This is a genomic window from Pelomonas sp. CA6 (genome assembly GCF_022549225.1).
Taxonomy (GTDB): domain Bacteria; phylum Pseudomonadota; class Gammaproteobacteria; order Burkholderiales; family Burkholderiaceae_C; genus Roseateles.
In genome coordinates this window covers 70,818-96,427 of sequence record NZ_JAKZFD010000003.1, presented here as the reverse complement: position 1 = coordinate 96,427, position 25,610 = coordinate 70,818, and the positions used below count along the sequence as shown (strand labels likewise).

The 25,610-nt window shown below is 64.5% G+C and carries 18 protein-coding genes and 4 tRNA genes; 2 read left to right on the top strand and 20 right to left on the bottom strand.

The features are described from left to right. Window positions 1–55: 55 nt before the first annotated feature. The 3 genes from fusA to rpsL form a co-directional block, all read right to left on the bottom strand. Window positions 56–2,158 carry an elongation factor G gene (gene fusA, locus LZ017_RS06335; protein WP_241299457.1) on the bottom strand — a complete coding sequence of 701 codons (2,103 nt, stop codon included), beginning with the start codon at window positions 2,156–2,158 and terminating at the stop codon, window positions 56–58. Between the two features lie 70 nt (window positions 2,159–2,228). Further along, window positions 2,229–2,699: a 30S ribosomal protein S7 gene (gene rpsG / locus LZ017_RS06330; protein ID WP_241299455.1), complete on the bottom strand. Its 471-nt coding sequence runs from the start codon at window positions 2,697–2,699 to the stop codon at window positions 2,229–2,231. A gap of 180 nt (window positions 2,700–2,879) precedes the next feature. Further along, complete coding sequence (gene rpsL, locus LZ017_RS06325) at window positions 2,880–3,257, bottom strand: 30S ribosomal protein S12 (RefSeq protein WP_183103984.1); 378 nt, start codon at window positions 3,255–3,257, stop codon at window positions 2,880–2,882. Window positions 3,258–3,526: 269 nt separating this feature from the next. On the opposite strand from rpsL, the gene LZ017_RS06320 reads away from it, so the two are divergent. Further along, entirely contained in the window at window positions 3,527–3,991 is a 465-nt protein-coding gene (locus LZ017_RS06320; RefSeq protein ID WP_241299453.1) for a putative toxin-antitoxin system toxin component, PIN family, read from the top strand. A 113-nt stretch (window positions 3,992–4,104) separates the two neighbouring features. Here the strand turns inward: LZ017_RS06320 and rpoC are convergent, their stop codons facing one another. From rpoC to LZ017_RS06255, 13 genes are all read right to left on the bottom strand, one after another. Continuing rightward, window positions 4,105–8,328 carry a DNA-directed RNA polymerase subunit beta' gene (rpoC, locus tag LZ017_RS06315; protein WP_241299451.1) on the bottom strand — a complete coding sequence of 1,408 codons (4,224 nt, stop codon included), beginning with the start codon at window positions 8,326–8,328 and terminating at the stop codon, window positions 4,105–4,107. Window positions 8,329–8,349: 21 nt separating this feature from the next. Next, window positions 8,350–12,471, bottom strand: a complete 4,122-nt coding sequence (gene rpoB, locus LZ017_RS06310) for a DNA-directed RNA polymerase subunit beta (RefSeq protein ID WP_241299444.1) — start codon at window positions 12,469–12,471, stop codon at window positions 8,350–8,352. A 347-nt stretch (window positions 12,472–12,818) separates the two neighbouring features. Further along, a complete protein-coding gene (gene rplL, locus LZ017_RS06305) occupies window positions 12,819–13,199 on the bottom strand; it encodes a 50S ribosomal protein L7/L12 (protein ID WP_241299442.1) in 381 nt (126 codons plus the stop codon). A 40-nt stretch (window positions 13,200–13,239) separates the two neighbouring features. Further along, window positions 13,240–13,758: a 50S ribosomal protein L10 gene (rplJ, locus tag LZ017_RS06300; protein WP_241299440.1), complete on the bottom strand. Its 519-nt coding sequence runs from the start codon at window positions 13,756–13,758 to the stop codon at window positions 13,240–13,242. A gap of 289 nt (window positions 13,759–14,047) precedes the next feature. Then, on the bottom strand, window positions 14,048–14,755 hold the full coding sequence (gene rplA / locus LZ017_RS06295) for a 50S ribosomal protein L1 (protein ID WP_241299438.1): 708 nt from the start codon (window positions 14,753–14,755) through the stop codon (window positions 14,048–14,050). Window position 14,756: 1 nt separating this feature from the next. Beyond that, window positions 14,757–15,188, bottom strand: a complete 432-nt coding sequence (gene rplK, locus LZ017_RS06290; RefSeq protein WP_241299436.1) for a 50S ribosomal protein L11 — start codon at window positions 15,186–15,188, stop codon at window positions 14,757–14,759. Window positions 15,189–15,370: 182 nt separating this feature from the next. Continuing rightward, window positions 15,371–15,955 carry a transcription termination/antitermination protein NusG gene (nusG, locus tag LZ017_RS06285; protein ID WP_241299434.1) on the bottom strand — a complete coding sequence of 195 codons (585 nt, stop codon included), beginning with the start codon at window positions 15,953–15,955 and terminating at the stop codon, window positions 15,371–15,373. A 32-nt stretch (window positions 15,956–15,987) separates the two neighbouring features. Further along, window positions 15,988–16,371 carry a preprotein translocase subunit SecE gene (gene secE, locus LZ017_RS06280; protein ID WP_241299429.1) on the bottom strand — a complete coding sequence of 128 codons (384 nt, stop codon included), beginning with the start codon at window positions 16,369–16,371 and terminating at the stop codon, window positions 15,988–15,990. A 149-nt stretch (window positions 16,372–16,520) separates the two neighbouring features. Continuing rightward, window positions 16,521–16,596, bottom strand: a tRNA-Trp gene (locus LZ017_RS06275). Window positions 16,597–16,613: 17 nt separating this feature from the next. Further along, window positions 16,614–17,804, bottom strand: coding sequence for an elongation factor Tu (gene tuf / locus LZ017_RS06270; RefSeq protein ID WP_241299427.1), 1,191 nt, complete (start codon window positions 17,802–17,804; stop codon window positions 16,614–16,616). A gap of 58 nt (window positions 17,805–17,862) precedes the next feature. Further along, a tRNA-Thr gene (locus LZ017_RS06265) sits at window positions 17,863–17,937 on the bottom strand. A gap of 74 nt (window positions 17,938–18,011) precedes the next feature. Continuing rightward, window positions 18,012–18,085: transfer RNA gene (locus LZ017_RS06260), tRNA-Gly, on the bottom strand. Between the two features lie 98 nt (window positions 18,086–18,183). Beyond that, window positions 18,184–18,269: transfer RNA gene (locus LZ017_RS06255), tRNA-Tyr, on the bottom strand. 509 nt (window positions 18,270–18,778) lie between these two features. Between LZ017_RS06255 and LZ017_RS06250 the strand changes: the two genes are divergently transcribed. After that, complete coding sequence (locus tag LZ017_RS06250) at window positions 18,779–21,412, top strand: TonB-dependent receptor (RefSeq protein ID WP_241299426.1); 2,634 nt, start codon at window positions 18,779–18,781, stop codon at window positions 21,410–21,412. Between the two features lie 111 nt (window positions 21,413–21,523). Here the strand turns inward: LZ017_RS06250 and LZ017_RS06245 are convergent, their stop codons facing one another. Genes LZ017_RS06245 through LZ017_RS06230 form a run of 4 tightly spaced genes read right to left on the bottom strand, consistent with a single transcriptional unit; the run spans window position 21,524 to window position 25,590 of the window. Then, window positions 21,524–22,231 (bottom strand): DUF6445 family protein, encoded by a 708-nt coding sequence (locus tag LZ017_RS06245; protein ID WP_241299424.1) that lies wholly within the window; start codon window positions 22,229–22,231, stop codon window positions 21,524–21,526. A gap of 38 nt (window positions 22,232–22,269) precedes the next feature. Beyond that, window positions 22,270–23,340, bottom strand: a complete 1,071-nt coding sequence (locus LZ017_RS06240; protein WP_241299422.1) for an acyltransferase family protein — start codon at window positions 23,338–23,340, stop codon at window positions 22,270–22,272. A gap of 11 nt (window positions 23,341–23,351) precedes the next feature. Next, window positions 23,352–24,299 carry a glycoside hydrolase family 16 protein gene (locus LZ017_RS06235; RefSeq protein ID WP_241299420.1) on the bottom strand — a complete coding sequence of 316 codons (948 nt, stop codon included), beginning with the start codon at window positions 24,297–24,299 and terminating at the stop codon, window positions 23,352–23,354. A gap of 10 nt (window positions 24,300–24,309) precedes the next feature. Then, complete coding sequence (locus LZ017_RS06230) at window positions 24,310–25,590, bottom strand: MFS transporter (RefSeq protein ID WP_241299418.1); 1,281 nt, start codon at window positions 25,588–25,590, stop codon at window positions 24,310–24,312. Between the last annotated feature and the right edge of the window lie 20 nt (window positions 25,591–25,610).

Here is a 25,610-nt window from a genome sequence, read left to right as displayed (position 1 = left end):
GCGCGATGAAGACGATTCGAAGGCCGGCCTCCGAAGAGGGCCGGCCTGGAGCCTCTTATTTAGCGCGCGCCGTGATGATGGCGTCGGCCACGTTCTTCGGAGCTTCGCTGTAGTGCTTGAACTCCATCGTGTACGTGGCGCGACCCTGGGTCGCCGAGCGCAGCGAGGTCGAGTAGCCGAACATCTCGGACAGAGGCACCTCCGCCTTGATGATCTTGCCACCGCCGACCATGTCGTCCATGCCCTGGACCATGCCGCGACGGCTGGACAGATCGCCCATCACCGTGCCGGCGTAGTCTTCCGGGGTCTCGACTTCCACGGCCATCATCGGCTCCAGGATCACCGGATTGGCACGACGGCAAGCTTCCTTGAAGCCCATCGACGCAGCCATCTTGAACGCGTTTTCGTTCGAGTCCACATCGTGGTACGAACCGAAGGTCAGCGTGACCTTCACGTCCACCACCGGATAGCCCGCCAGCACGCCGTTCGGCAGGGTGTCGATAACACCCTTCTCGACCGCCGGGATGTACTCGCGCGGCACCACGCCGCCCTTGATGGCGTCGACGAACTCGAAGCCCTTGCCGGCTTCCTGCGGCTCGACGGTCAGCACCACGTGACCATACTGACCCTTACCACCGGACTGGCGAACGAACTTGCCTTCGACGTCGGTCGCGGTCTTGCGGATGGTTTCGCGGTAGGCCACCTGCGGCTTGCCGACGTTGGCTTCCACGCCGAACTCGCGCTTCATGCGGTCGACGATGATTTCCAGGTGCAGCTCGCCCATGCCGGAGATGATGGTCTGGCCGGATTCTTCGTCGGTGCGCACGCGGAACGACGGATCTTCCGCAGCCAGACGACCCAGCGCGATACCCATCTTCTCCTGGTCGGCCTTGGTCTTGGGTTCCACGGCCTGCGAGATCACAGGCTCGGGGAAGACCATCTTTTCCAGCGTGATCACAGCATCCGGATCGCACAGGGTTTCGCCCGTGGTCACTTCCTTCAGACCCACGCAGGCAGCGATGTCACCAGCCAGAATTTCCTTGATTTCCTCACGCTGGTTGGCGTGCATCTGCAGGATACGGCCGATACGCTCCTTCTTGCCCTTGATCGGGTTGTACACGGTCGAGCCGGAGTTCAGCACGCCCGAGTACACGCGCACAAAGGTCAGCTGGCCGACGAAGGGGTCGGTCATCAGCTTGAAGGCCAGCGCGGCGAACTTCTCGTTGTCGTCGGCCTTGCGGGTGACTTCCTTGTCGTCCTCGTCCGTGCCGGCCACCGGGGGAATGTCCACCGGAGAGGGCAGGAAATCGATCACGGCGTCCAGCATGCGCTGCACGCCCTTGTTCTTGAACGCGGTGCCGCACAGCATGGGCTGGATTTCGGTCGCGATGGTGCGCTGACGCAGGGCGAGCTTGATCTCTTCCTCGGTCAGTTCACCTGACTCGAGGTACTTGTTCATCAGCTCTTCGCTGGCTTCGGCCGCGGCCTCGACCATCTTCTCGCGCCACTCATTGGCGGTATCCGCCAGATCGGCCGGGATGTCCTGGTACTCAAACTTCATGCCCTGGGACGCCTCGTCCCAGATGATGGCCTTCATCTTGAGCAGGTCCACGACGCCCTTGAAGTTATCTTCGGCACCGATGGGGATCACGATGGGCACCGGATTGGCCTTCAGGCGCGTCTTCATCTGGTCCACGACCTTGAAGAAGTTGGCACCGGTACGGTCCATCTTGTTCACGAAGGCCAGACGCGGCACCTTGTACTTGTTGGCCTGGCGCCAGACGGTTTCCGACTGGGGCTGCACGCCACCCACGGCGCAGTACACCATGCAGGCGCCATCCAGCACGCGCATGGAACGCTCCACCTCGATGGTGAAGTCCACGTGGCCCGGGGTGTCGATGATGTTGAAGCGGTGCTCCGGATAGGACAGGTCCATGCCCTTCCAGAAGCAGGTCGTCGCGGCCGACGTGATGGTGATGCCGCGCTCCTGTTCCTGCTCCATCCAGTCCATGGTGGCCGCGCCATCATGCACTTCACCGATCTTGTGGTTCACACCGGTGTAGAACAGGATGCGCTCGGTCGTGGTTGTCTTGCCGGCATCGATATGCGCCGAGATACCGATATTGCGGTAGCGCTCGATGGGGGTCTTGCGGGACATGGTGTCACTCCAGATGCAGTGAGCCGCCAACGGGTTAGTAAAAACCCGAGGCGGCCGAAGAGGTCAGTTTTTAGAAGCGGAAGTGCGAGAACGCGCGGTTCGCTTCGGCCATGCGGTGAACTTCATCGCGCTTCTTCATCGCGCCGCCACGGCCTTCCGAGGCTTCCATCAGCTCATTGGCGAGGCGCTGAGCCATCGACTTCTCGCCGCGCTTGCGCGCGGATTCCTTCAGCCAGCGCATGGCGAGAGCCATCCGGCGGACGGGACGAACTTCCACGGGAACTTGGTAGTTCGCACCGCCCACGCGGCGGGACTTCACTTCGACCATGGGCTTCACGTTGTTCAGCGCGGTGATGAACACTTCCAGCGGATCCTTGCCGGCCTTCTTCTCGATCTGGTCGAGAGCACCGTAGATGATGCGCTCGGCGACCGCCTTCTTGCCCGATTCCATGATGACGTTCATGAACTTGGACAGGTCGACATTGCCGAACTTGGGATCGGGCAGGATCTCGCGCTTGGGAACTTCGCGACGACGTGGCATGGGATTCTTCCTTCAATGCTTCAGTTGGCCAGGGCTCTTGCCCCGCACCGCGGATCTCCACCAACTTCTGGGGGGACCCACTTACTCGGCCTCTGGCGCCTCTTTCAATGTTGGCACCGGGTCCGCAACAACTTGACGACCTCCGGGCTAGCCCCGCAAACCGCCAAAACCTTGGCTTGATTAGGCCTTCTTCGGACGCTTCGCGCCGTACTTGGAACGCGACTGCTTGCGATCCTTCACGCCCTGCAGGTCCAGCGAGCCGCGCACGATGTGGTAACGCACACCGGGCAGATCCTTCACACGACCACCGCGCACCAGCACAACGCTGTGCTCTTGCAGGTTGTGGCCTTCACCGCCGATGTACGAGATGACCTCGAACCCATTGGTCAGGCGAACCTTGGCCACCTTACGCAGCGCGGAGTTCGGCTTCTTGGGGGTCGTGGTGTACACGCGGGTGCACACGCCACGACGCTGGGGGCAGGCCTGCATGGCCGGCGACTTGGATTTCGTCACCTCGGTCTCACGACCTTGGCGCACGAGTTGATTGATGGTTGGCATAAGTAACTTGTTCCCGTTTGAAGTCACAACCTCCGGCCTCGGCCTCATCACCAGAGACAACGACAACAGCGCAGCCCGCAGTCCATTGCGAAGCCGCGCCCTTGTTCACCGCCGCGCCCGTCTGACTCGCTTCATCTGCCTTCAGGAAACCCAGAGGCACTCAAAGACGAGCGCAAGCACGGCAAGACCAGCCGGAAGAGCCCGTGATTGTAGTGCAGGTCCCCAGTTATGCACAAGCCACGTCCATGGCAGGGTATGCTCGCCGTCCAATGGAGACACTCGCCCCCGCCGCCAGCCCCCCCCCTGTGCTGATCCTGGACACCCAGGTGGTGATGGACTGGCTGGTCTTCGGCTACCAGGGCATGGGCGCCTTGATCAATGCACTGGAACTGGGCACGGTCGAATGGATCGGCACACCGAGCATGCTGGATGAGCTGAAGCATGTGCTCGGACGCGGCGTCGCGGCACGCTGGTCTCCCGACCTCGCCCACATCGAGGCGGTCTTCGCGCGCCACTGCCGAATGAGGCCACTGCCGACGCTGGGGCACGGCCGGCCGCGCTGCACGGATCCGGACGATCAGAAGTTCGTCGATCTCGCCATCGCGGAGCGGGTGGACTGGCTGATTTCACGCGACAAGGCCGTGCTGGCCCTGCGCAAGCGCGTCGCACGCCTGGGGCCGCAGATTCTGACGCCCGAGCCCTGGTGCGCGCTCTGGCAAGCCCGCGCGAACTGACCGGCGTCCCCCAGGTTCCGGCACAGGCATGAAAAAACCGCCGCCCCTTGCGGGTGCGGCGGCTATGTGGCCGACCGGAGCGGCGCGATGGGGCGGCACCCCATCGCAGGCCCTTACTCGGCGGAGCCTTCGCTGGGCTGCTCGTCGACCGCGGCCAGTTGCACGGCCGCCAGTTCCTCGGCTTCCTGCATCGCGATCGCGCGGCGCTCGGCGTCGTCCATTTCCTCCTTGGCACGGCGGGCCTGGTGGAAGGCCATGCCGGTACCGGCGGGAATCAGACGGCCGACGATCACGTTTTCCTTCAGGCCTCGCAGCTCGTCGCGCTTGCCCATGATGGCAGCCTCGGTCAGCACGCGGGTGGTCTCCTGGAAGGAGGCCGCCGAGATGAAGGAATCGGTGGACAACGAAGCCTTGGTGATGCCCAGCAGCACGTCGGCGTGCGTGGCGATCAGCTTGCCCTCGCTGCGCAGGCGGTCGTTGGTGTCCAACAGCTCGGAGCGCTCGACCTGTTCGCCGGCGATGTAGGACGAGTCGCCCGGGTTGACGATCTGCACGCGGCGCAGCATCTGGCGAACGATCACCTCGATGTGCTTGTCGTTGATCTTCACGCCCTGCAGACGGTAGACGTCCTGCACTTCGTCGACGATGTAGCGCGCCAGCTCCTCGATGCCCAGCAAGCGCAGGATGTCCTGCGGATCCGCGGGGCCGTCGACGATGCCTTCACCCTTGTTGACCACCTGGCCTTCGTGCACCAGGATGTTCTTTTCCTTGGGCACGAGCTCTTCCCAGACCTTGCCGTCCGGATCGGTGATCTGCAGGCGAACCTTGCCTTTGGTCTCCTTGCCGAAGGACACGGTGCCGGTCTGCTCGGCCAGCACGCCCTTGTCCTTGGGCGAACGGGCTTCGAACAGCTCGGCCACGCGGGGCAGACCGCCGGTAATGTCGCGGGTCTTCTGACCTTCCACCGGGATACGCGCCAGCACCTCGCCAGGAGCCAGGTCCTGACCGTCGCGCACCTGGATCAGCGCGCCGACCTGGAAGCCGATGGTCACCGAGTGGTCGGTGCCCGGGATCTTCACTTCCTGGCCGTTGGCATCCAGCAGCTTGACCTGCGGGCGCACCACCTTGGCGGCGCCGCGGCGCTTCGGGTCGATCACCACCAGCGTGGACAGGCCGGTCACCTCGTCGACCTGCTTGGCCACGGTGACGCCTTCCTCGACGTTCTCGAACTTCGCCTGACCGGCGAATTCCGTGATGATCGGGCGGGTCAGCGGGTCCCAGTTCGCCAGCACCGTGCCAGCCTTGATGGTCTGGTCGGCCTTGACGTTCAGCGTCGCGCCGTAAGGCACCTTGTGGCGCTCGCGCTCACGGCCGTGCGGGTCGGTGATGACGATCTCGCCGGAACGGGAAATCACCACCAGTTCGCCCTTGCCGTTGGTCACGTAGCGCATCGTGGCATTGAAGCCGATGATGCCGTCGGACTTGGCGTCCACGCTGGAGGCCACCGCGGCACGCGAAGCCGCGCCACCGATGTGGAAGGTCCGCATGGTCAGCTGGGTGCCCGGCTCGCCGATGGACTGGGCGGCGATCACGCCGACGGCTTCGCCGGTATTGACCATGCCGCCACGGCCCAGGTCGCGGCCATAGCACTTGGCGCACAGGCCGAAGCGCGTGCCGCAGGTCAGCGGCGTACGCACCTTGACCTCGTCCACGCCGGCCTGCTCCAGCACGTCCAGCGTGTCCTCGTCCAGCATGTTGCCGGCGGACAGCAGCACGGACTGCGTCTCGGGGTGCACGACGTCGATCGCCGCGACGCGGCCGAGGATGCGGTCGCGCAGGCTTTCGATGACCTCACCACCTTCCACCAGGGCGCGCATGTTGATGCCGTTGTCGGTGCCGCAATCGGACTCGGTCACGACCAAGTCCTGCGTCACGTCGACCAGACGACGCGTCAGGTAGCCGGAGTTCGCGGTCTTCAGCGCCGTGTCCGCGAGACCCTTACGGGCACCGTGGGTGGAGATGAAGTACTGCAGAACGTTCAGGCCTTCGCGGAAGTTCGCGGTGATGGGCGTCTCGATGATCGAGCCATCGGGCTTGGCCATCAGGCCGCGCATGCCGGCCAGCTGGCGGATCTGCGCCGCGCTACCGCGCGCACCGGAGTCGGCCATCATGTAAATGGAGTTGAAGGACTCCTGGTCGACTTCCTTGCCGTTGCGGTCCAGGGTCTTTTCCTTGGACAGCTGCGACATCATGACCTTGCCGACCTCGTCGCCGGTCTTGCCCCAGATGTCCACGACCTTGTTGTAGCGCTCGCCAGCGGTCACCAGGCCCGAGACGTACTGCTGCTCGATCTCCTTGACTTCCTTCTCGGCGCGGTCGATCAGCTCGTACTTCTGCTTGGGCACCAGCATGTCGTCGATCGCGATCGAGATACCGGCGCGCGTGGCCAGACGGAAACCGGACTGCAGCAGCTTGTCGGCCAGCACCACGGTTTCCTTCAGACCGCACTTGCGGAAGGAGGTGTTGATCAGGCGCGAGATTTCCTTCTTCTTCAGCGCCTTGTTGATGTTGCTGAAGGGCAGGCCCTTGGGCAGGATCTCCGACAGCAGCGCGCGACCCACGGTCGTGTCCACCAGCTTGGTCTCGGGGACCCATTCGCCGGTGTCCTTGTTCTTCGTGTACTCGGTGAGGCGGACGCTGATCTTGGCGGTGATCTCCACCACGCCGTTGTCCAGCGCGCGTAGCACCTCGGCAATGTCGGAGAAGACCATGCCTTCGCCCTTGCCGTTGGTGCGCTCACGCGTGGCGTAGTACAGGCCCAGCACCACGTCCTGCGACGGCACGATGGAGGGCTCGCCCGACGCCGGGAACAGCACGTTGTTGGAGGCCAGCATCAGCACGCGGGCTTCCATCTGCGCTTCGATGGACAGCGGCACGTGGACGGCCATCTGGTCACCGTCGAAGTCGGCGTTGAATGCCGCGCAGACCAGCGGGTGCAGCTGGATCGCCTTGCCTTCGATCAGCACGGGCTCGAAGGCCTGGATACCCAGGCGGTGCAGCGTCGGCGCGCGGTTCAGCAGAACCGGATGCTCCTTGATGACCTCTTCCAGGATGTCCCAGACCACCGGCGTGCCGGATTCGACTTCCTTCTTCGCGGCCTTGATCGTGGTGGCGATGCCCATCGCCTCCAGTCGGCTGAAGATGAAGGGCTTGAACAGCTCCAGCGCCATCAGCTTGGGCAGACCGCACTGATGCAGCTTGAGCGTCGGGCCCACGGTAATGACCGAACGGCCGGAGTAGTCGACACGCTTGCCCAGCAGGTTCTGACGGAAGCGACCGCTCTTGCCCTTGATCATGTCGGCCAGGGACTTCAGCGCGCGCTTGTTCGCGCCGGTCATGGCCTTGCCGCGACGACCGTTGTCCAGCAGCGAATCCACGGCTTCCTGCAGCATGCGCTTTTCGTTGCGCACGATGATCTCGGGGGCCTTGAGCTCCAGCAGGCGGGCCAGACGGTTGTTGCGGTTGATGACGCGACGATAGAGGTCGTTCAGGTCCGAGGTCGCGAAGCGGCCACCGTCCAGCGGCACCAGCGGACGCAGGTCCGGCGGCAGCACCGGCAGCACGTCCATGATCATCCAGTGCGGCTTGATACCGGAACGCTTGAAGGCCTCCATCACCTTGAGGCGCTTGGAGTTCTTCTTGACCTTCAGCTCGGAGCCGGTCATGTCGTTGCGGAGCTTGTCGATCTCGATGTCGAGATCCATTTCCTCCAGCAGCTTCTTGATGCCCTCGGCGCCCATCAGCGCGATGAACTCGTCACCGTACTCGGTGCGCTTCGCATCGTAGTCGTCCTCGGACATGATGCTGAACTTCTTCAGCGGGGTCATGCCGGGGTCCACGACCACATAGGCTTCGAAGTACAGCACGCGCTCGATGTCGCGCAGCGTCATGTCCAGCACCAGGCCCAGACGCGACGGCAGCGACTTCAGGAACCAGATGTGGGCGCAGGGCGCAGCCAGGTCGATGTGACCCATGCGATCGCGGCGCACCTTGGTCTGGGTGACTTCGACGCCGCACTTCTCGCAGATCACGCCACGGTGCTTCAGGCGCTTGTACTTGCCGCACAGGCACTCGTAGTCCTTGATCGGGCCGAAGATCTTGGCGCAGAACAGACCATCCCGCTCCGGCTTGAAGGTGCGGTAGTTGATGGTCTCGGGCTTCTTCACCTCGCCGAAGGACCACGAACGGATCTTCTCGGGCGAAGCCAGCCCGATCTTGATCGCGTCGAAGTGCTCGTCGGGCGTGAATTGCTTGAACAGGTCCAGCAAACCTTTCATGTGTCTCTCCTGTTCCGTCTCTTAGTTGCGCTCGAGTTCCATGTCGATACCGAGCGAACGGATTTCCTTCACCAGCACGTTGAACGACTCCGGCATGCCGGCATCGATCGAGTGCTCGCCCTTGACGATGTTCTCGTAGACCTTGGTGCGGCCGTTCACGTCGTCGGACTTCACGGTCAGCATTTCCTGCAGCACGTAGGACGCGCCGTAGGCTTCCAGGGCCCACACTTCCATCTCGCCGAAGCGCTGGCCGCCGAACTGGGCCTTGCCGCCCAGCGGTTGCTGCGTCACCAGCGAGTACGGGCCGGTCGAACGGGCGTGCATCTTGTCGTCCACCAGGTGGTGCAGCTTCAGCACGTGCATGTAGCCCACCGTGGTCGGGCGCTCGAAGCGCTCGCCGGTACGGCCGTCATACAGGTAAGCCTGCGTACGGGTGGCGGTAAGGCCCTTGCGCTGCGCAATGTCGTCCGGGTAGGCGAGTTGCAGCATCGCGCGGATCTCTTCTTCCTTGGCGCCGTCGAACACCGGGGTCGCGAAGGTCACGCCGCTGGACAGGTTCTTGGCCATCTCCAGCACCTCGGCGTCGGAGAGCTCGTCCAGGTTTTCGCTCTTGCCGCCGCTCTGGTTGTAGAGCTGGTCCATGAACTGGCGCAACTCGGCCACGCGGGCCTCGCGCTGCAGCATGTCGCCAAGGCGCTGGCCGATGCCCTTGCCGGCCCAGCCCAGGTGCACTTCCAGCACCTGACCCACGTTCATCCGCGACGGGACGCCCAGCGGGTTCAGCACGATGTCGGCAGGCGTGCCGTCGGCCATGTAGGGCATGTCCTCGATCGGCACGATCTTGGACACCACACCCTTGTTGCCGTGACGGCCGGCCATCTTGTCGCCGGGCTGCAGGCGGCGCTTGACGGCCAGGTAGACCTTGACCATCTTCAGCACGCCGGCGGGCAGCTCGTCGCCCTGGGTCAGCTTCTTGCGCTTCTCTTCGAAGGCGAGGTCGAAGCTGTGGCGGGTCTGCTCCAGCGAGTTCTTGATCGACTCCAGCTGGTTGGCGATGTCGTCCTCAGCGGGACGGATGTCGAACCAGTGGAACTTCTCGACCTCGGCCAGGTAGTCCTTGCTGATGACCGTGCCCTTGGCGATCTTCTTCGGACCGCCGTTGGCGACCTTGCCGATCAGCAGCTTCTCGATACGGTCGAAGGCGTCGGCCTCGACGATGCGCAGCTGGTCGTTCAGGTCCAGGCGGAAGCGCTTCAGCTCGTCGTCGATGATCTGCTGGGCGCGCTTGTCGCGCTGGATGCCTTCACGGGTGAAGACCTGCACGTCGATCACGGTGCCGGAGGTGCCCTGATCCACGCGCAGCGAGGTGTCCTTCACGTCGGAGGCCTTCTCGCCGAAGATCGCGCGCAGCAGCTTCTCTTCCGGGGTCAGCGTGGTCTCGCCCTTGGGCGTGACCTTGCCCACCAGCACGTCGCCGGGGCCGACTTCCGCGCCGATGTAGACGATGCCGGACTCGTCCAGGCGCGCCAGTTGCTGCTCGGACAGGTTCGGAATGTCGCGGGTGATTTCCTCAGAGCCCAGCTTGGTGTCGCGGGCGTTCACCACCAGCTCCTCGATGTGGATCGAGGTGTAGCGGTCCTCGGCGACCACGCGTTCGGAGATCAGGATCGAGTCTTCGAAGTTGTAGCCGTTCCAGGGCATGAACGCGACCAGCATGTTCTGGCCCAGCGCCAGTTCACCAATGTCGGTCGAGGCGCCGTCGGCGATGATGTCCTCGGCCGCCACGCGGTCACCACGCTTCACGATGGGGCGCTGGTGGATGTTGGTGTTCTGGTTGGAACGCTGGTACTTGATGAGGTTGTAGATGTCGACACCCACCTCGCCAGCCACGGTCTCGTTGTCGTTCACGCGGATCACGATGCGGTTCGTGTCCACATAGTCGACCACGCCGCCGCGGCGCGCCGCCACGACCGTGCCGGAGTCCTTGGCCGCGACGCGCTCGACGCCGGTACCGACCAGGGCCTTCTCGGGGCGCAGCGTGGGCACGGCCTGACGCTGCATGTTCGCGCCCATCAGCGCGCGGTTCGCATCGTCGTGCTCCAGGAAGGGCACCAGCGAGGCCGCGACGGACACGATCTGGGTCGGCGCCACGTCCATGTACTGGATGCGCTCGGGCGAGGTCAGCACCGATTCGCCGTTCTCACGCGCGGACACCAGCTCGTCCACCAGTTGGCCCTGCTCGTTCAGCGTCGCGTTCGCCTGCGCGATCACGTACTTGCCTTCCTCGATGGCCGACAGGTAGTCGATCTGGTCGGTGACCTTGCCATCCACGACGCGACGATACGGCGTCTCCAGGAAGCCGTATTCGTTCAGCTGCGCGTACAGAGCCAGCGAGTTGATCAGACCGATGTTCGGGCCTTCCGGCGTTTCGATCGGGCAGACGCGGCCATAGTGGGTGGGGTGCACGTCACGGACTTCGAAGCCGGCGCGCTCGCGGGTCAGACCGCCCGGGCCCAGGGCCGAGACGCGACGCTTGTGCGTGATCTCGGACAGCGGGTTGGTCTGGTCCATGAACTGCGACAGCTGCGAGGCCCCGAAGAACTCCTTCAGCGCCGCGGAGATCGGCTTGGAGTTGATCAGGTCATGCGGCATCAGGGCTTCGGTCTCGGCCTGACCCAGACGCTCCTTCACGGCCTTCTCGATGCGCGCCAGGCCCGAACGGTACTGGTTCTCGGCCAGTTCGCCGACGCAGCGCACACGACGGTTGCCCAGGTGATCGATGTCGTCCACCTCGCCGCGGCCGTTGCGCAGTTCCACGAGGATCTTGACCACGTCCAGGATGTCCTCGTTGGACAGGGTCATCGCGCCTTCGGGAATGTCGCGGCCCACGCGGGCGTTGAACTTCATGCGGCCGACGCGCGACAGGTCGTAGGTGTCCTCGCTGTAGAACAGGCGATTGAACAGGGCCTCGACCGCGTCTTCCGTCGGCGGCTCGCCGGGGCGCATCATGCGATAGATGGCCACGCGCGCGGCCAGCTGGTCGGCGGTCTCGTCCGAGGCCAGGGTCTGGCTGATGTAGGCGCCTTCATCCAGCTCGTTCGTGAACAGGCACTGGATGTCCTTGATACCGGCCTGGCGCAGCTTCTTCAGCAGCGAGTCGGTCAGCTCGTCGTTGGCCTTGGCAATGATCTCGCCGGTGTCCGGATCGACCATGTTCTTGGCCAGCACGCGGCCGACCAGGAAGTCCTCGGGCACGGTGATGTGCTGCGTGCCGGATTGCTCCAGTTGGCGCACATGGCGGGCGGTGATGCGCTTGTCCTTCTCGACGATGACGGCACCGCTCTTGTCGGTGATGTCGAAGCGCGCGACCTCGCCCTTCAGGCGCTCGGCGACGAACTCCATCTGCGCGCCCGAGTCCATCAGGCGGAAATTGTCGAAGACGAAGAAGTGCGCCAGGATCTGCTCGGGGTTCAGGCCGATGGCCTTGAGCAGGATCGTGACCGGCATCTTGCGGCGGCGGTCGACGCGGAAGTACAGGATGTCCTTCGGGTCGAACTCGAAGTCCAGCCAGGAGCCGCGATAGGGAATGATGCGGGCCGAGAACAGCAGCTTGCCGGACGAGTGGGTCTTGCCCTTGTCGTGCTCGAAGAACACGCCGGGCGAGCGGTGCAGCTGGCTGACGATGACGCGCTCGGTGCCGTTGATGATGAAGGAGCCGTAGTCGGTCATCAGGGGCACTTCGCCCATGTAGACCTCCTGCTCCTTGATCTCCTTGACCGTCTTGGGCTGCGGGCTCTCCCGGTCATAGATGATCATCTGCAGCTTCGCGCGCACGGCGGCGGCGAAGGTCAGGCCACGCTGCTGGCATTCGCGAACGTCGAACGGCGGCTTGGCGATGTTGAATTCGAGGAACTTCATTTCCACGAACCCGTTGTGCGACACGATGGGGAACGTGGACAGGAAGGCCGCCTGCAGGCCTTCGGGTTTGCGCTTCAGCGGGGCGGTGTCCTTCTGCAGGAAGGCGACATATGAGTCCTTCTGCATCGTCAGCAAGTACGGGACGTTGAGCACGCTCACGCGCTTGCCGAAGCTCTTGCGAATGCGCTTGCGCTCGGTGTAGCTGTAGGGGGTTGCTTGCGCCATAAACACTCCGTGTCGAGAGACCGCGCCTGGCCGTGGCACGGACTTCGTCGGCGACTGGCTTTTCGGTCCTCATCCCTCGCGGACGGACCGAAGCTTGGTGGTTGGCCACTACCAACCGCTGGCGGACAACCTAGGCGTTGCACCAAGGCCCGACCAAACCCGTTCTCTGCAGTCGGATCAGAGAACACTTGAAAGAACCGCGCATGATAACGCACGAGCCTTTCAACTGCTCTTGATGATCCCAAAGGCAACAGGGAAAAACCCTGAAACGACGAAAGGGGAGGCCCAGAGGACCACCCCTTTCGCGGTGGAGCCGGGCAGCCAGGCCACCCGCACTCCCCAAGGTCTTACTTGAGCTCGACCTTGGCGCCGGCTTCTTCCAGCTTCTTCTTGGCGGCGTCGGCGTCGGCCTTGGACACGCCTTCCTTGACGGGCTTCGGAGCGCCGTCGACCAGGTCCTTGGCTTCCTTCAGACCCAGGCCGGTGATTTCGCGCACGGCCTTGATCACGCCCACCTTGTTGGAACCGGCTTCGGCCAGCACCACGGTGAACTCGGTCTTCTCTTCGGCGGCGGCAGCGCCACCAGCGGCAGCGCCGCCAGCGGCCGGAGCGGCCATGGAAGCGGCGGACACGCCGAACTTCTCTTCAATGGCCTTGACCAGGTCGTTCAGTTCCAGAACGGTCATGCTGTCCAGGGCAGCCAGGAAGGCGTCTTTATCGAATGCCATGATAGTTTCCTAAATAACAGAGATTGATTGCGGGGGTCGATCAGGCCGCAGCCGGGGCTTCGGCTTCGGCGCCGCCACCCTTTTGCTGAGCCAGGGCAGCCAGCACGGCCGCGGTGCGCTGCACCGGCGACTTGAGCAGGCCGGCGATCTGCGACAGCAGCACTTCCTTGCTCGGAACCGCCGCCAGCGCCTTCACGCCGTTGACGTCCAGAGCCTTGCCACCGTACGCACCACCCTTGATGACGAGCTTGTCGTTGCCCTTGGCAAAGTCAGCGATGACTTTGGCCGCGGCGACAGCGTCTTCCGAAAAGCCGTAGATCAGCGGGCCGACCATGGCATCCGAGGCCGCTTCGAACGAAGTGCCGGCGACCGCACGACGCGCCAGGGTGTTCTTCAGCACATGAAGGTACACGCCTTGGGCACGCGCGGTGACGCGCAGCTTGTTCAGAGCTTCCACGGTGAGGCCACGATACTCAGCCAGCGCCAGCGTCTGGGCCTTGGCGGCTTGCGCTGCCACTTCCGACACAACGGCTGCTTTCTCGTTGCGATTGAGACTCAAGGTCTACTCCTCACATTACGCGCCCGCGCCTTGCGACGACGGGCACACCGGGATTTAGCGACCTTCTGTCAGGAAACCATCTCGACAGGTCGAGAACCTTTCCTTTCAGCGGGACCGCCATCTGCGCTGGCCGAAGGCCTGGGGCCTGCGATTAAGCGTCACCCCCGGGACTGCGGGGCTTCGCGCCAGCGGTCTTGGATGACGCGCCGCGGATCCAGAGACCCACGGCGCCCCACCAATTCATCAGTGCGGCGCCAGACTCGCGCCACACCTCATCTGAAGCAAACGCTTAGACGGCGGTCGAAGCGTTGATCGAGCCCACTTCCACGCGGGCGCCGACGCCCATCGTGGAGGACACGGCCACCTTGCGCAGGTAGATGCCCTTGCTCGACGCCGGCTTGGCCTTGTTCAGGGCCTCGACCAGCGCGCGCAGGTTGCCTTCCAGCTTGTCGGTGTCGAACGAACGACGGCCGATGGTGGCGTGGATGATGCCGGCCTTGTCGACGCGGAACTGGACCTGACCCGCCTTGGCGTTCTTCACGGCCGTGGCGACGTCCGGGGTCACGGTGCCGACCTTGGGGTTGGGCATCAGGCCGCGCGGACCCAGGATCTGACCCAGGGTACCGACGACGCGCATCGTGTCGGGCGAAGCGATGACGACGTCGAAGGGCATGTCGCCCGCCTTCACGCGCTCGGCCAGGTCTTCCATGCCGACCACATCGGCGCCGGCAGCCTTGGCTTCTTCAGCCTTGGCGCCTTGCGCGAACACGGCGACACGCTTGGTCTTGCCGATGCCGTTGGGCATCACGACGGCGCCGCGGACCACCTGGTCCGACTTCTTCGCGTCCACGCCCAGCTGCACGGCCACGTCGATGGCTTCGTCAAACTTGGCGGTGGCGCAGGCCTTGACCAGATTCAGCGCATCGGTCAGGGGATACAGCTTGGTCGTCTCGACCTTGCCCTGCAGGGCTTGTTGACGCTTGGTCAGCTTGGCCATGTCAGACACCCTCCACGATGATGCCCATCGAGCGGGCCGAGCCGGCGATGGTGCGAACCGCGGCGTCCATGTCGGCAGCCGTCAGGTCCTTTTGCTTGGTCTTGGCGATCTCTTCCAGCTGGGCGCGGGTCAGCTTGCCGACCTTGTCCAGGTGAGGACGCTGCGAACCCTTCTCGATCTTGGCCGCCTTCTTCAGCAGCACGGTCGCCGGCGGCGACTTGATCACGAAGGTGAAGCTCTTGTCCGCGAACGCGGTGATCACGACGGGCAGCTTGAGGCCCGGCTCATAGCTCTGCGTTTGGGCGTTGAACGCCTTGCAGAATTCCATGATGTTCAGACCACGCTGACCCAGCGCGGGACCGACGGGAGGCGACGGGTTCGCCTTGCCGGCCGGGATTTGCAGCTTGATGAAGCCGACAATCTTCTTGGCCATGATTTCTCCTGACAGCAGCACGGCGGCCTCGCCGCACTGCCTGAGTGCTAGCGCCAGGGACTCAGGCTTGCGCCCACACCCTGGCTCCTCGTGTCCGCATCACGTCGCAGACTGGCTACGGGCAGCTTTGGGGCAGCTACCAGGCCCTAAACCTCGGGAGGCGTCCAGGAGGGCAAGCGCCCTCAGACCTTCTCCACCTGCGCAAAGTCCAGCTCCACCGGGGTGGCACGACCGAAGATCGTGACCGACACGCGCAGCTTGGACTTGTCGTAGTTGACTTCCTCGATGCTGCCGTTGAAGTCGGTGAACGGACCTTCCTTGACACGCACGATCTCGCCCACCGTCCACTCGACCTTGGGACGCGGCTTGTCCACGCCCTCTTGCATCTGGTTGACGATCTTCATGACCTCGGCTTCCGAGATCGGCGCCGGGCGGTTCTTCGCGCCGCCGACGAAGCCGGTGACCTTGGAGGTGTGCTTGACCAGGTGCCAGGTGTCGTCTTCCATCACCATTTCCACCAGCACATAGCCAGGGAAGAAACGACGCTCGGTGACGGACTTCTTGCCGTTCTTCAGTTCCACCACTTCCTCGGTGGGCACCAGGATGCGGCCGAACTTGTCCTGCATGCCGGCGCGGTCGATGCGCTCGCGCAGATTGCGCTCGACGGCCTTCTCCATGCCCGAATAGGCATGCACCACATACCAGCGCTTGGGCGGGCCCGCCGGCACGGCCGGCTCGTTCGCGGCGATGTTTTGCTCTTCGCTCATCTCGGTCCTATCTAGTCGTCCGGGCGGCGCCTTCAGCGCCTCCAGCCCAGGATCAGGTCATACAGCACCCACTCCAGCGTCTTGTCGGTCAGCCAGAGGAACAGCGCCATCACGACCACGAAGGCGAACACATAGCCCGTCATCTGCATCGCCTCCTTGCGAGTCGGCCAGACGACCTTGCGCACCTCGCGCATGGAGTCCTGGCCGTAGGCGATCAGCGACTTGCCCGACTCGGAGGTGAAGAACGACCCGGCCGCTGCCAGCAGCAACACGATCAGAGCCCCCCACTGCACCAGGGCACCCTGCTTGCTCAACAGGTAGAACGCCACCAAGGCCGCCACCAACAGCAGCACGGCGCCGGCCAGCTTGGCCTTGTCGGCGCCCGTGGTCACCGTTTCGACTTGAGGATTGGACATTGAACTCACTTCCCGGCCGGGCTTGCGCCAGACCCACGATCCGCAAAGCCTCCAAAGCTCGCAGACCCACCAGCAGCAAAGCCCGCCGGGATCAACTCCCGCGGGCTTGGCTTGACCACTGAAACCAGCGTTCGATTATCGTCGATTGCTGGCAGGGGCAGAGGGTCTCGAACCCCCAACCTTCGGTTTTGGAGACCGACGCTCTGCCAATTGAGCTATGCCCCTGTGGTCCTTCTCAGACTTTACTCGATGATGGTGGCCACGACGCCCGAGCCGACGGTACGACCGCCTTCACGGATGGCGAAGCGCAGACCCTGCTCCATGGCGATCGGAGCGATCAGCTTCACGGTGATGCCGACGTTGTCGCCGGGCATGACCATTTCCTTGTCCTTGGGCAGCTCCACCGCGCCGGTCACGTCCGTGGTACGGAAGTAGAACTGCGGACGGTAGTTGTTGAAGAACGGCGTGTGACGGCCACCTTCTTCCTTGGACAGCACGTACACCTCAGCGGTGAAGTGCGTGTGCGGCTTGATCGAACCCGGCTTCGCCAGCACTTGGCCACGCTCGACTTCTTCGCGCTTCGTGCCGCGCAGCAGGATACCCACGTTGTCGCCCGCCTGGCCCTGGTCCAGCAGCTTGCGGAACATTTCCACGCCCGTCACGGTGGTCTTCTGCAGATCGCGGATACCCACGATTTCCACTTCTTCACCGACCTTGACGATGCCACGCTCCACACGACCCGTCACCACGGTACCGCGGCCCGAGATCGAGAACACGTCTTCCACCGGCAGCAGGAAGGCGCCGTCCACGGCACGCTCCGGCGTCGGGATGTAGGTGTCCAGCGCTTCGGCCAGACGCAGGATCGACGCCTCGCCCAGCTCGCCCTGGTCGCCTTCCAGCGCCAGCTTGGCCGAACCCTTGATGATCGGCGTGTCGTCGCCCGGGAAGTCGTACTTGCTCAGCAGCTCGCGGACTTCCATTTCCACCAGCTCCAGCAGCTCGGCGTCGTCCACCATGTCGCACTTGTTCAGGAACACGATGATGTACTTCACGCCCACCTGACGCGCCAGCAGGATGTGCTCGCGAGTCTGGGGCATCGGGCCGTCAGCGGCCGAGCACACCAGGATCGCGCCGTCCATTTGCGCCGCACCCGTGATCATGTTCTTCACGTAGTCAGCGTGGCCCGGGCAGTCCACGTGGGCGTAGTGGCGGTTGGCCGTCTCGTATTCCACGTGCGCGGTGTTGATCGTGATGCCGCGCGCCTTCTCTTCCGGCGCCGCGTCGATTTCGTCGTACTTCTTCGCCTCGCCGCCGAACTTCGCAGCCAGCACCGTCGCGATCGCAGCCGTCAGCGTCGTCTTGCCATGGTCCACGTGACCAATCGTGCCCACGTTCACGTGCGGCTTGGTACGTTCAAACTTACCTTTTGCCATCTTGCGCTCCTGGCGATCAGAGATCTGGGGAATTCAGAAGAGAGAAACGGATGAGAGGTGGTGCCCATGGGCAGGATCGAACTGCCGACCTCTCCCTTACCAAGGGAGTGCTCTACCACTGAGCCACATGGGCATCGACACAGGTTTGACGACCACGACCATCAAACCAGTGCCGACATTCACGACACCACAACCTCGAACCTTCCGTGGAGCGGGAGACGGGAATCGAACCCGCGTCATTAGCTTGGAAGGCTAAGGTTCTACCATTGAACTACTCCCGCCCGGGAGTCGTCGCCCTTCCCCGTCGCCACACACCCATCCCATCACGAGTCCGTGACAGGACGCCGGGCTGCACGCGTCAGTTCCAAGCATTTGCCTTTGGTGGAGGAGGCTGGATTCGAACCAGCGTAGGCGTAAGCCAACAGATTTACAGTCTGCCCCCTTTAGCCACTCGGGCACCCCTCCGAGGCAAGCCATAGACTATAGCACGACTATTTTTCGATGCAAACATTTTTTGTTGGCCCGATCGCTGTGCGCCCGAGCCGCCGCCCGGCTCCCCACGCCGTACCCACCAATCCACCCACGACACCCACCTTCTCCTCATAGCAACCACCAAGCTCCGGTGCAGGATGCCGCAGGACACCCATCACCCGCACTCATGACTGGTAGGCACCAGTCCAAGAAAACCAATCAAGTACCACTTGTGCGCATCGATTCCAATCAATGCCCCTCCCTTGATAGAAGCCCCCCGGTTTGCACCGAAATCCGCGGTATCCGACGCGCCACATCAGGGGAAACACGGCCCATAAACTGGTAGCAAAGTGGCACTACCGACCGTTATAGTGGCATCGCATTGGTTGTATTCAGGTGTATCGGGGGCACCGTTCATCCTCTCGTCACAGAGAGCGTGCTGCGGGCGCCGAGTCTTCTTAACAGGCCACTACAAATCCACAGGCCACCTTGAGGAGCAGTTCATGAAGGTCAGACAGACCCCTATCGCGGCAGCCGTGACGATCACGCTGTTGAGTGCCACGCTGGCGCACGCCCAGCAGGCTGAAAACCAGACCGACAAGAAGGCCGAGCCCAGTCAGCTCGAACAAGTGGTCGTGACGGGCATCCGTGCCTCGCTGCAGACCGCCGTGAACATCAAGAAGAATGCCAACGCCGTGGTGGACGCGGTGTCGGCGGAAGACATCGGCAAGCTGCCCGACTCCGACGTCGGTCAGTCGCTGGGGCGCATTCCCGGCGTGTCCGTGGGCCGGGCCTTCGGCCAGGGCGCGTCGGTGTCGGTGCGCGGCTCCGACCCGCAGATGACCTACACGACGCTGAACGGCCAAACCGTCGCGTCGACCGGCTGGTATGACCAGCAGACGGTGGACCGCTCCTTCAACTATTCGCTGCTGCCGCCTGAGCTGATCGGCGGCATGGAGGTCTACAAGTCCTCGCAGGCCGACCTGACCGAAGGCGGCATCGGCGGCACCGTGATCGTCAAGACCCGCAAGCCGCTGGACCTGCCCGCGGGCTCGGCCTTCGTCGGCGTGAAGCTGGGCAAGGGCACGGTCAGCAAGGACCTGAACAAGGAGGTCTCCGGCCTCTTCAGCTGGAAGGACTCGCGGCAGATGTTCGGCGTGCTGGTGGCGGGTGCCATCGAGAACGGCGAGTACATGCGCCGCGGCATCGAGTCGGACGCCCGCTGGTCCGGTGACGTGGCGCCGACCACCTTCGTGCAGGACCGCAAGCGCACCGCGATCAATGTGAACCTGCAGGCCCGTCCGGCCGCCGGCTTCGACCTCGGGCTGAACTACATCAAGCTGGAGCTGACCGGCGACAACTCCAACACCAGCCACTACCTGTTCCCGGGCCAGAACGCGCAGAACTGCCAGCTGACCAATGCCGCGGGCCTGTGCATCAAGAGCAACACGACCGCGGCGAACGCCACGACCGCCTTCGTCCAGACCTGGGCGCGCACCGGCAAGATGACCTCGGACAGCCTGGTGCTGAACGGCAGCTACAAGGCCGACGCCTACAAGCTGGACGTGGTCGGCGGCACGACCAAGGCCAAGGGTGGTACTTCGCAGACCATCAACTTCGGCGATGGCGGCGCGGCCCTGCCCAAGTGGACCGGCAGCATCGATGCCACCGGCAAGCAGATCGAGATCACGCCCGCGTCCAACCAGGACGTCACGCTGGCCAACCTGCCGGCCAAGATGGCGCCGACCGGCTGGGCCACCTCGCTGCGCGCGCCCAACTCGGACAAGGAAACCTTCGTCCAGGCCGACCTGACCATGGACCTGAACTGGGGCGTGATCTCCAGCTTCAAGACCGGTCTGCGCGCGACCAAGCACACCTTCTCGCAGTACGCCGACCGGGCGGTGTTCAAGGCCGACTTCGACACCAACCCCATCACCGCGCCCACCTCCAGCCTGTACAACGGCAGCATGGCCATGGGCACGCCGGGCTGGAACTTCCCCAAGCCGGACATCGGCGCGATGGTGGCGCTGACCAACCAGAACATCGCCAAGTGGATCGAACAGCGCGCCAACTACGTGCTGCTGGAGGAGAAGAACAAGTCGGCCTATGGCATGTTCGAGTTCGACAAGGATGAGCTGCACGGCAACTTCGGCGTGCGCTACATCCAGACCAATGTGCTGGGCTCGGGCTACAAGTTCGACGGCACGCCGCTCGCCGATGGCGACGTGAGCCACAACACCGGCTGGAGCACGGTCAAGGCCACCCAGACCTCGAAGTACCACGACTTCCTGCCCAGCTTGAACGTGGCCTACAACCTGGACAAGAACACCATCCTCCGGTTCGCGGCCGCCAAGACCATGACGCGCCCGAACTTCGAGAACATGTTCCTGACCAAACAGGAAGGCTACAACGACGACCGCGCCGGCAACGAAACGCTGACCTACGGCACGGTAGCCCTGAAGCCGATGAAGTCCAAGCAGTTCGACCTGGGCATCGAGTACTACTACGGCCGCGGCAACATGGTTTCGGTGGCCTACTTCCACAAGTCGATCGACAACTTCATCACCGCGCTGACCAAGGTGGACCAGAAGATCGGCGTGGTCGATCCCAAGAGCGGCAAGGACAGCTGGACGGTCAACCAGTACGTCAACGCCGGTGGCGGCAAGATCAACGGCATCGAAGCCCAGATCAACCATTCGTTCGCGAACGGTTTCGGCGTGGTGGCCAACTACACCTACTCCGACGCCAAGGCGCCGTCCACCAGCTACCAGGACGAGCTGAACATGTTCACGCTGGCGTCCAAGCACAACGTGAACCTGGTGGGCTTCTGGGAGAACGCGGACTACTCCGCCCGCCTGGCCTACAACTGGCGTTCGAAGTACATGATTCGCGAGACCGGCTGGTACGGCAACCGCATGCATGACGCCTACGGCACGCTGGACCTGAGCCTGGGCTGGAACGTCACCAAGAACATCCGCCTGTCGTTCGAGGCCGCCAACCTGCTCAAGCAGGACGACAAGCAGTACGGTGCCGCCGCCACGACGACGACGGTGAAGGCACCGCTGCAGGTGGGCTATCCGGCCTGGTCCTTCATGGGCGAGACCACCTATCGCCTGGGACTGAGCGCCAAGTTCTGATCGGCCTCGCGGCCGCATGCAAAAGCCCGGCAGATGCCGGGCTTTTTTTCATGCCAGCAACGGCGTCGTCGCCAGCCCGGCGGCGATTGCCGCGGGCAGCGGACCGGCTCGCTAGAAATCGTAGAAGGTGTTGACGGTCAGCCGACCATGGCGCGGGTCGCTGGACAGGCTGTTCAGGGGGTTGATGCAGGCACTGTGCAGCAGGCTGCCCCGGTAGGCCACCAGTCGGTTGAAGCGCGCCGGGATGCGGCCGAGGAATTCGAATTGCTCGTCGGAGACGTCGAAGTAGCGCGGCCGTGGCGGACGTGCATTGATTTCCTCGTAGTAGACGTCCAGATAGTGCTCGCGGTTGTCCGCGGTCACCTGCTGCAGCCCGGTGGCCCGGTGCCGGTAGAAGCCCGTGCCGCCATGCGTCTCGTCGCACAGGTACAGCAGCACGGCCATGTGGTGCGGCGTGCTGGCGTCGAAATGGGGCGTGCGCTGCAATGGGCCCAGGGCCTGCGGCGGCGTCGTGGTCAGCGAGAAGGCACACTCGCTCTTGCGCAGCGGCAGGGCCTCGGGCACCTGGAAGTTGAGCCGGATCAGCGGATCCATCAGCGCCGTGAGATTGAGGGAATAGTCCTCCGGCACCGCGGCGCGCAGGCCCGGATAGCCCTTGCGCTCGGCGACACCCGGATAGGGCTGGAATTCGCTGCGGCAGGCGGCCTCGACCAGGGCCTCGGGGTTTTCAAGGAAGTCGTCGATGAAGACCACCTGGTGCTCGCCCACCTGCACCGACTGGATGTCCGGGGGCATGCGCAGGGCATACGGATCGTTCATTTCATCTCCCCATGATCGCCCGGCCCTGGCGCCCAAGATCACACCTTGATGTAGATGCGGCGCCGATCCAGCACCCGCACCACCACCGCCCAGACGAGCACGAAGCCCAGCGCGAAGGCCAGCGATTGCGCCTCGGGACCCAGCCATTGGCCGATAGGCGCCAGGGGGCCCTGCACCAGGCGCTGCTGCCAGCCGAAGTGCTCCAGCAGCACCGCCATCACCCAGGCGCCGGCATAGGCGGCGATCGCATTGACGCCGAAGCTGCGCCCCAGCGCAGGCCAGCCGCGCAGGTCCACCAGCTGATGGACGGCCCACAGCGCCAGCAGCGACAGACCGCCACTCCACAGCACATAGGCCGGCGTCCAGAGCTGCTTGTTGATGGGCTGCAGCGCATCCAGCGCCCCACCCAGCAGCAGCGCAACCAAGCCCCATCCGGCCAGCGACGACGCCTGCCCATGGCGCAGCGCACGCCCGGCGATCAGCCCCAGCAGGCAGCTGGCCAGCGCGCCCAGCGTGCTCAGCAGTCCTTCGGGCTCATGGCCCTGCCCGGTCGCGGCGTTCCACTCATAGGCATGCGCGCCCAGCAGCCAGCCGTCCAGCCGCGACGCGATGTTGCCGGCCTTGTCCAGCGGCCCGCCCAGCGCCAGCAGCAGGCCATAACCCAGCAGCAACGCCGCCAGCAAGGTCCATTGCGCACGCAGCGAGTCCAGCCACAGCGCGACCGCGCCGACGCCGATGAAGCACAGCGCAATGCGCTGCAGCACGCCCATCCAGCGCAGCACCGCGTCGTCGCGCAGCAGCCAGGGCAGCGCATGCAGCGCCAGCCCCAGCAGCAGGATGCGCAGCCCGCGTCGGAACATCGGGCCGGCCAGCACCGCAGCCGGCGTGCCGGCTTCACGCCGCGCGCCCAGGCTCAACGAGATGGACGCGCCAACGATGAACAGGAACAGTGGAAAGATCAGGTCGGTCGGCGTGAAGCCATCCCAGGCCGCATGCTCGAGCGGCGCATAGACATGGTTCCAGTCGCCGGCGTTGTTGACCAGCAGCATGGCCGCGACGGCCAGGCCGCGCAGCACGTCGACCGAGGTGAGGCGCACAGAGGTGTTCATGCGAAAGGGGATCAGAAATCGCAGCGGCTTTGCAGCGGCGGATCGGCCGGCGGCACTTGGTCCAGGCGCGCCACGCCCTGGCGCCGGAAGCGGTTCACCTGGTCCAGCATCTGTTGCGGGCTCAGGATGCGGTCCTGGACATGGGCCACCCAATCCACGTCCTGCTCATAGACGCGCGGCGCGCCGCCTGCCGGCAGCAGCCCGGCCGGCGAGAACCACTGGTTGAAGCTGATCGCCATGGGCACCGCGGGAACGTTGCGCCCGCCATGCTCGGCGAGCAGCCGACCATCCAGCCACCAGCGCACGCGCGCCGTCTCCACCTGGGTCACCAGCACATGCCAGCCGCCCATCGAACCGAACTCCTCGTGCGACTGGTTGAAGGCCAGCCAGGGATCGAGGCGCACGGTGTGCCAGCTGATGCCGTACAGCCGCGTCTTCTCGCTGCCCCAGCCGCCATTGGGCAGGTATTCCCAGTCCAGCTCGCTGAACTCGGGGTCGAAGTCGTGGCGCAACGGCGCCACGGCGTAAAAGGTCTGCACCACCGGGTCGCCGTCCACGCCGCCGACCGGTTCGTCGCTGAAGCGCACGCGCGCGGCATAGGTACCGCGCAACAGCTTGCGCTGGTGGCACAGCTGCACCTGCTGGGTGCCGGCCGGCGTACCGTCGGTCTGCGCGCGCAGGCGCAGCAGCCCTCGCCCAGGCCTGTCCGGGTCGTTCAGCAGCGAGACGCCTTCCGGCGCCCAGCGCGCGCCGGGAACCCCGGGATGGCCCGCCGCGCTGCGCCGCTGCCAGCCGCCCTGCTGCTCCAGCGCCTCCACCGAGGCATAGCCGAAGTCGTCGAAGAACCAGCGCGCCGGCGCCCGCTCGGGCGCCGCCTGCGCCGCCGCGGCCAGCGCCAGCAGCGCCGTCAGCAGCCAGCCCCGCGGCCACACCGCCGCCATGTCGTGCCAGGCTTGCATGACGCGCGCCTCAAGCCGGATCCGCCGCGCCTTGCGGCGGCGCCGCGCGCGTCGCGGGCAGGCGCACGAAGAGCAGCATCAGCAGCGCCGGAGCGCCGCAGACGATGGTCCAGAGGAAGAAGCGCTCGTAGCCCATGGCCACCTGGATGTCACCGCTGATCGACTTGGAGAGAATGAAGCCCAGCTGCATCACGCCCGATCCCAGCGCGTAGTGGGCGGTCGAGAAGCGGCCCGGCGCCACCGCCTGCATGATGTAGAGGATCATGCCGACGAAGCCGAAGCCATAGCCCAGCATCTCCACCGCCACCGCGACGCTGATGTGCAGCATGTCCTGCGGCAGCGTGACCGAGAGGTAGTAGAAGGTCACGTTGGGCACGGCCATCGCGATGATCAGCACCGGCATCGCGCGCTTCAGACTCAGCCAGGACGTGAAGTAGCCACCCAGGATGCTGCCGACCAGAAAGGCCGCCGTCCCCACCGTGCCGTAGACGGCGCCGACCTGCTCGGTGCTCAGCCCCAGGCCGCCCTTGGCGCGCGCCTCGATCAGGAACAGCGGACCGATGGTCTGCACCTGGCCTTCGGCGAAGCGGAACAGCACGATGAACAGAATGGCCGTCCAGATGCCGGGCTTGAGCAGGAAATCCGCGATCACCTCGCGTAGCGTGCGCCACACGCTGGCCGCGGTGAGCTCGCCATGCGCGGTGTTCAGCACGCCGGGCAGCGCATAGGCGTTGTAGGCCGCCAGCAGCGCCAGCAGCACGGCCAGCAGCGCGAAGATCACCGACCAGGCGTTCATCACGCCCATGCTGCGCTCCAGCGACCCCGCCAGCACCAGCAGCCCGCCCAGCGTGAGGAACTTGGAGGCGTTGAAGAAAGCCCCCTGCCAGCCGGCATAGGCCGCCTGCTGGCGCGCGTCCAGCGAGGCCATGTAGAGGCCATCGCAGGCGATGTCGTGCGTGGCCGAGGCATAGGCCAGCACAAAGAGCACGCCCAGGCTGGCGGCAAACCAGAACGGCAGCTGCAGCGCCAGCGCCATCAGCGCCAGACCGGCCGCGCCGGTGAACTGCATCGCCACGACGATCAGCTTCTTGCTGCGCGCCAGCTCCAGGAAGGGACTCCACAGCGGCTTGAAGGCCCAGGCCAGGCCCAGCACGCCGGTCCAGCGCGCGATCTGGTCGTTGGCCACGCCCATGTTCTTGTACATCAGCCCCGCGATCAGCATGACCACGAAGAACTGCATGCCTTGCACGAAGTACAGGCTGGGGACCCAGCGCAGCGGAGAAGAGCTCATGGTCGGCCGATCCGAGGGTT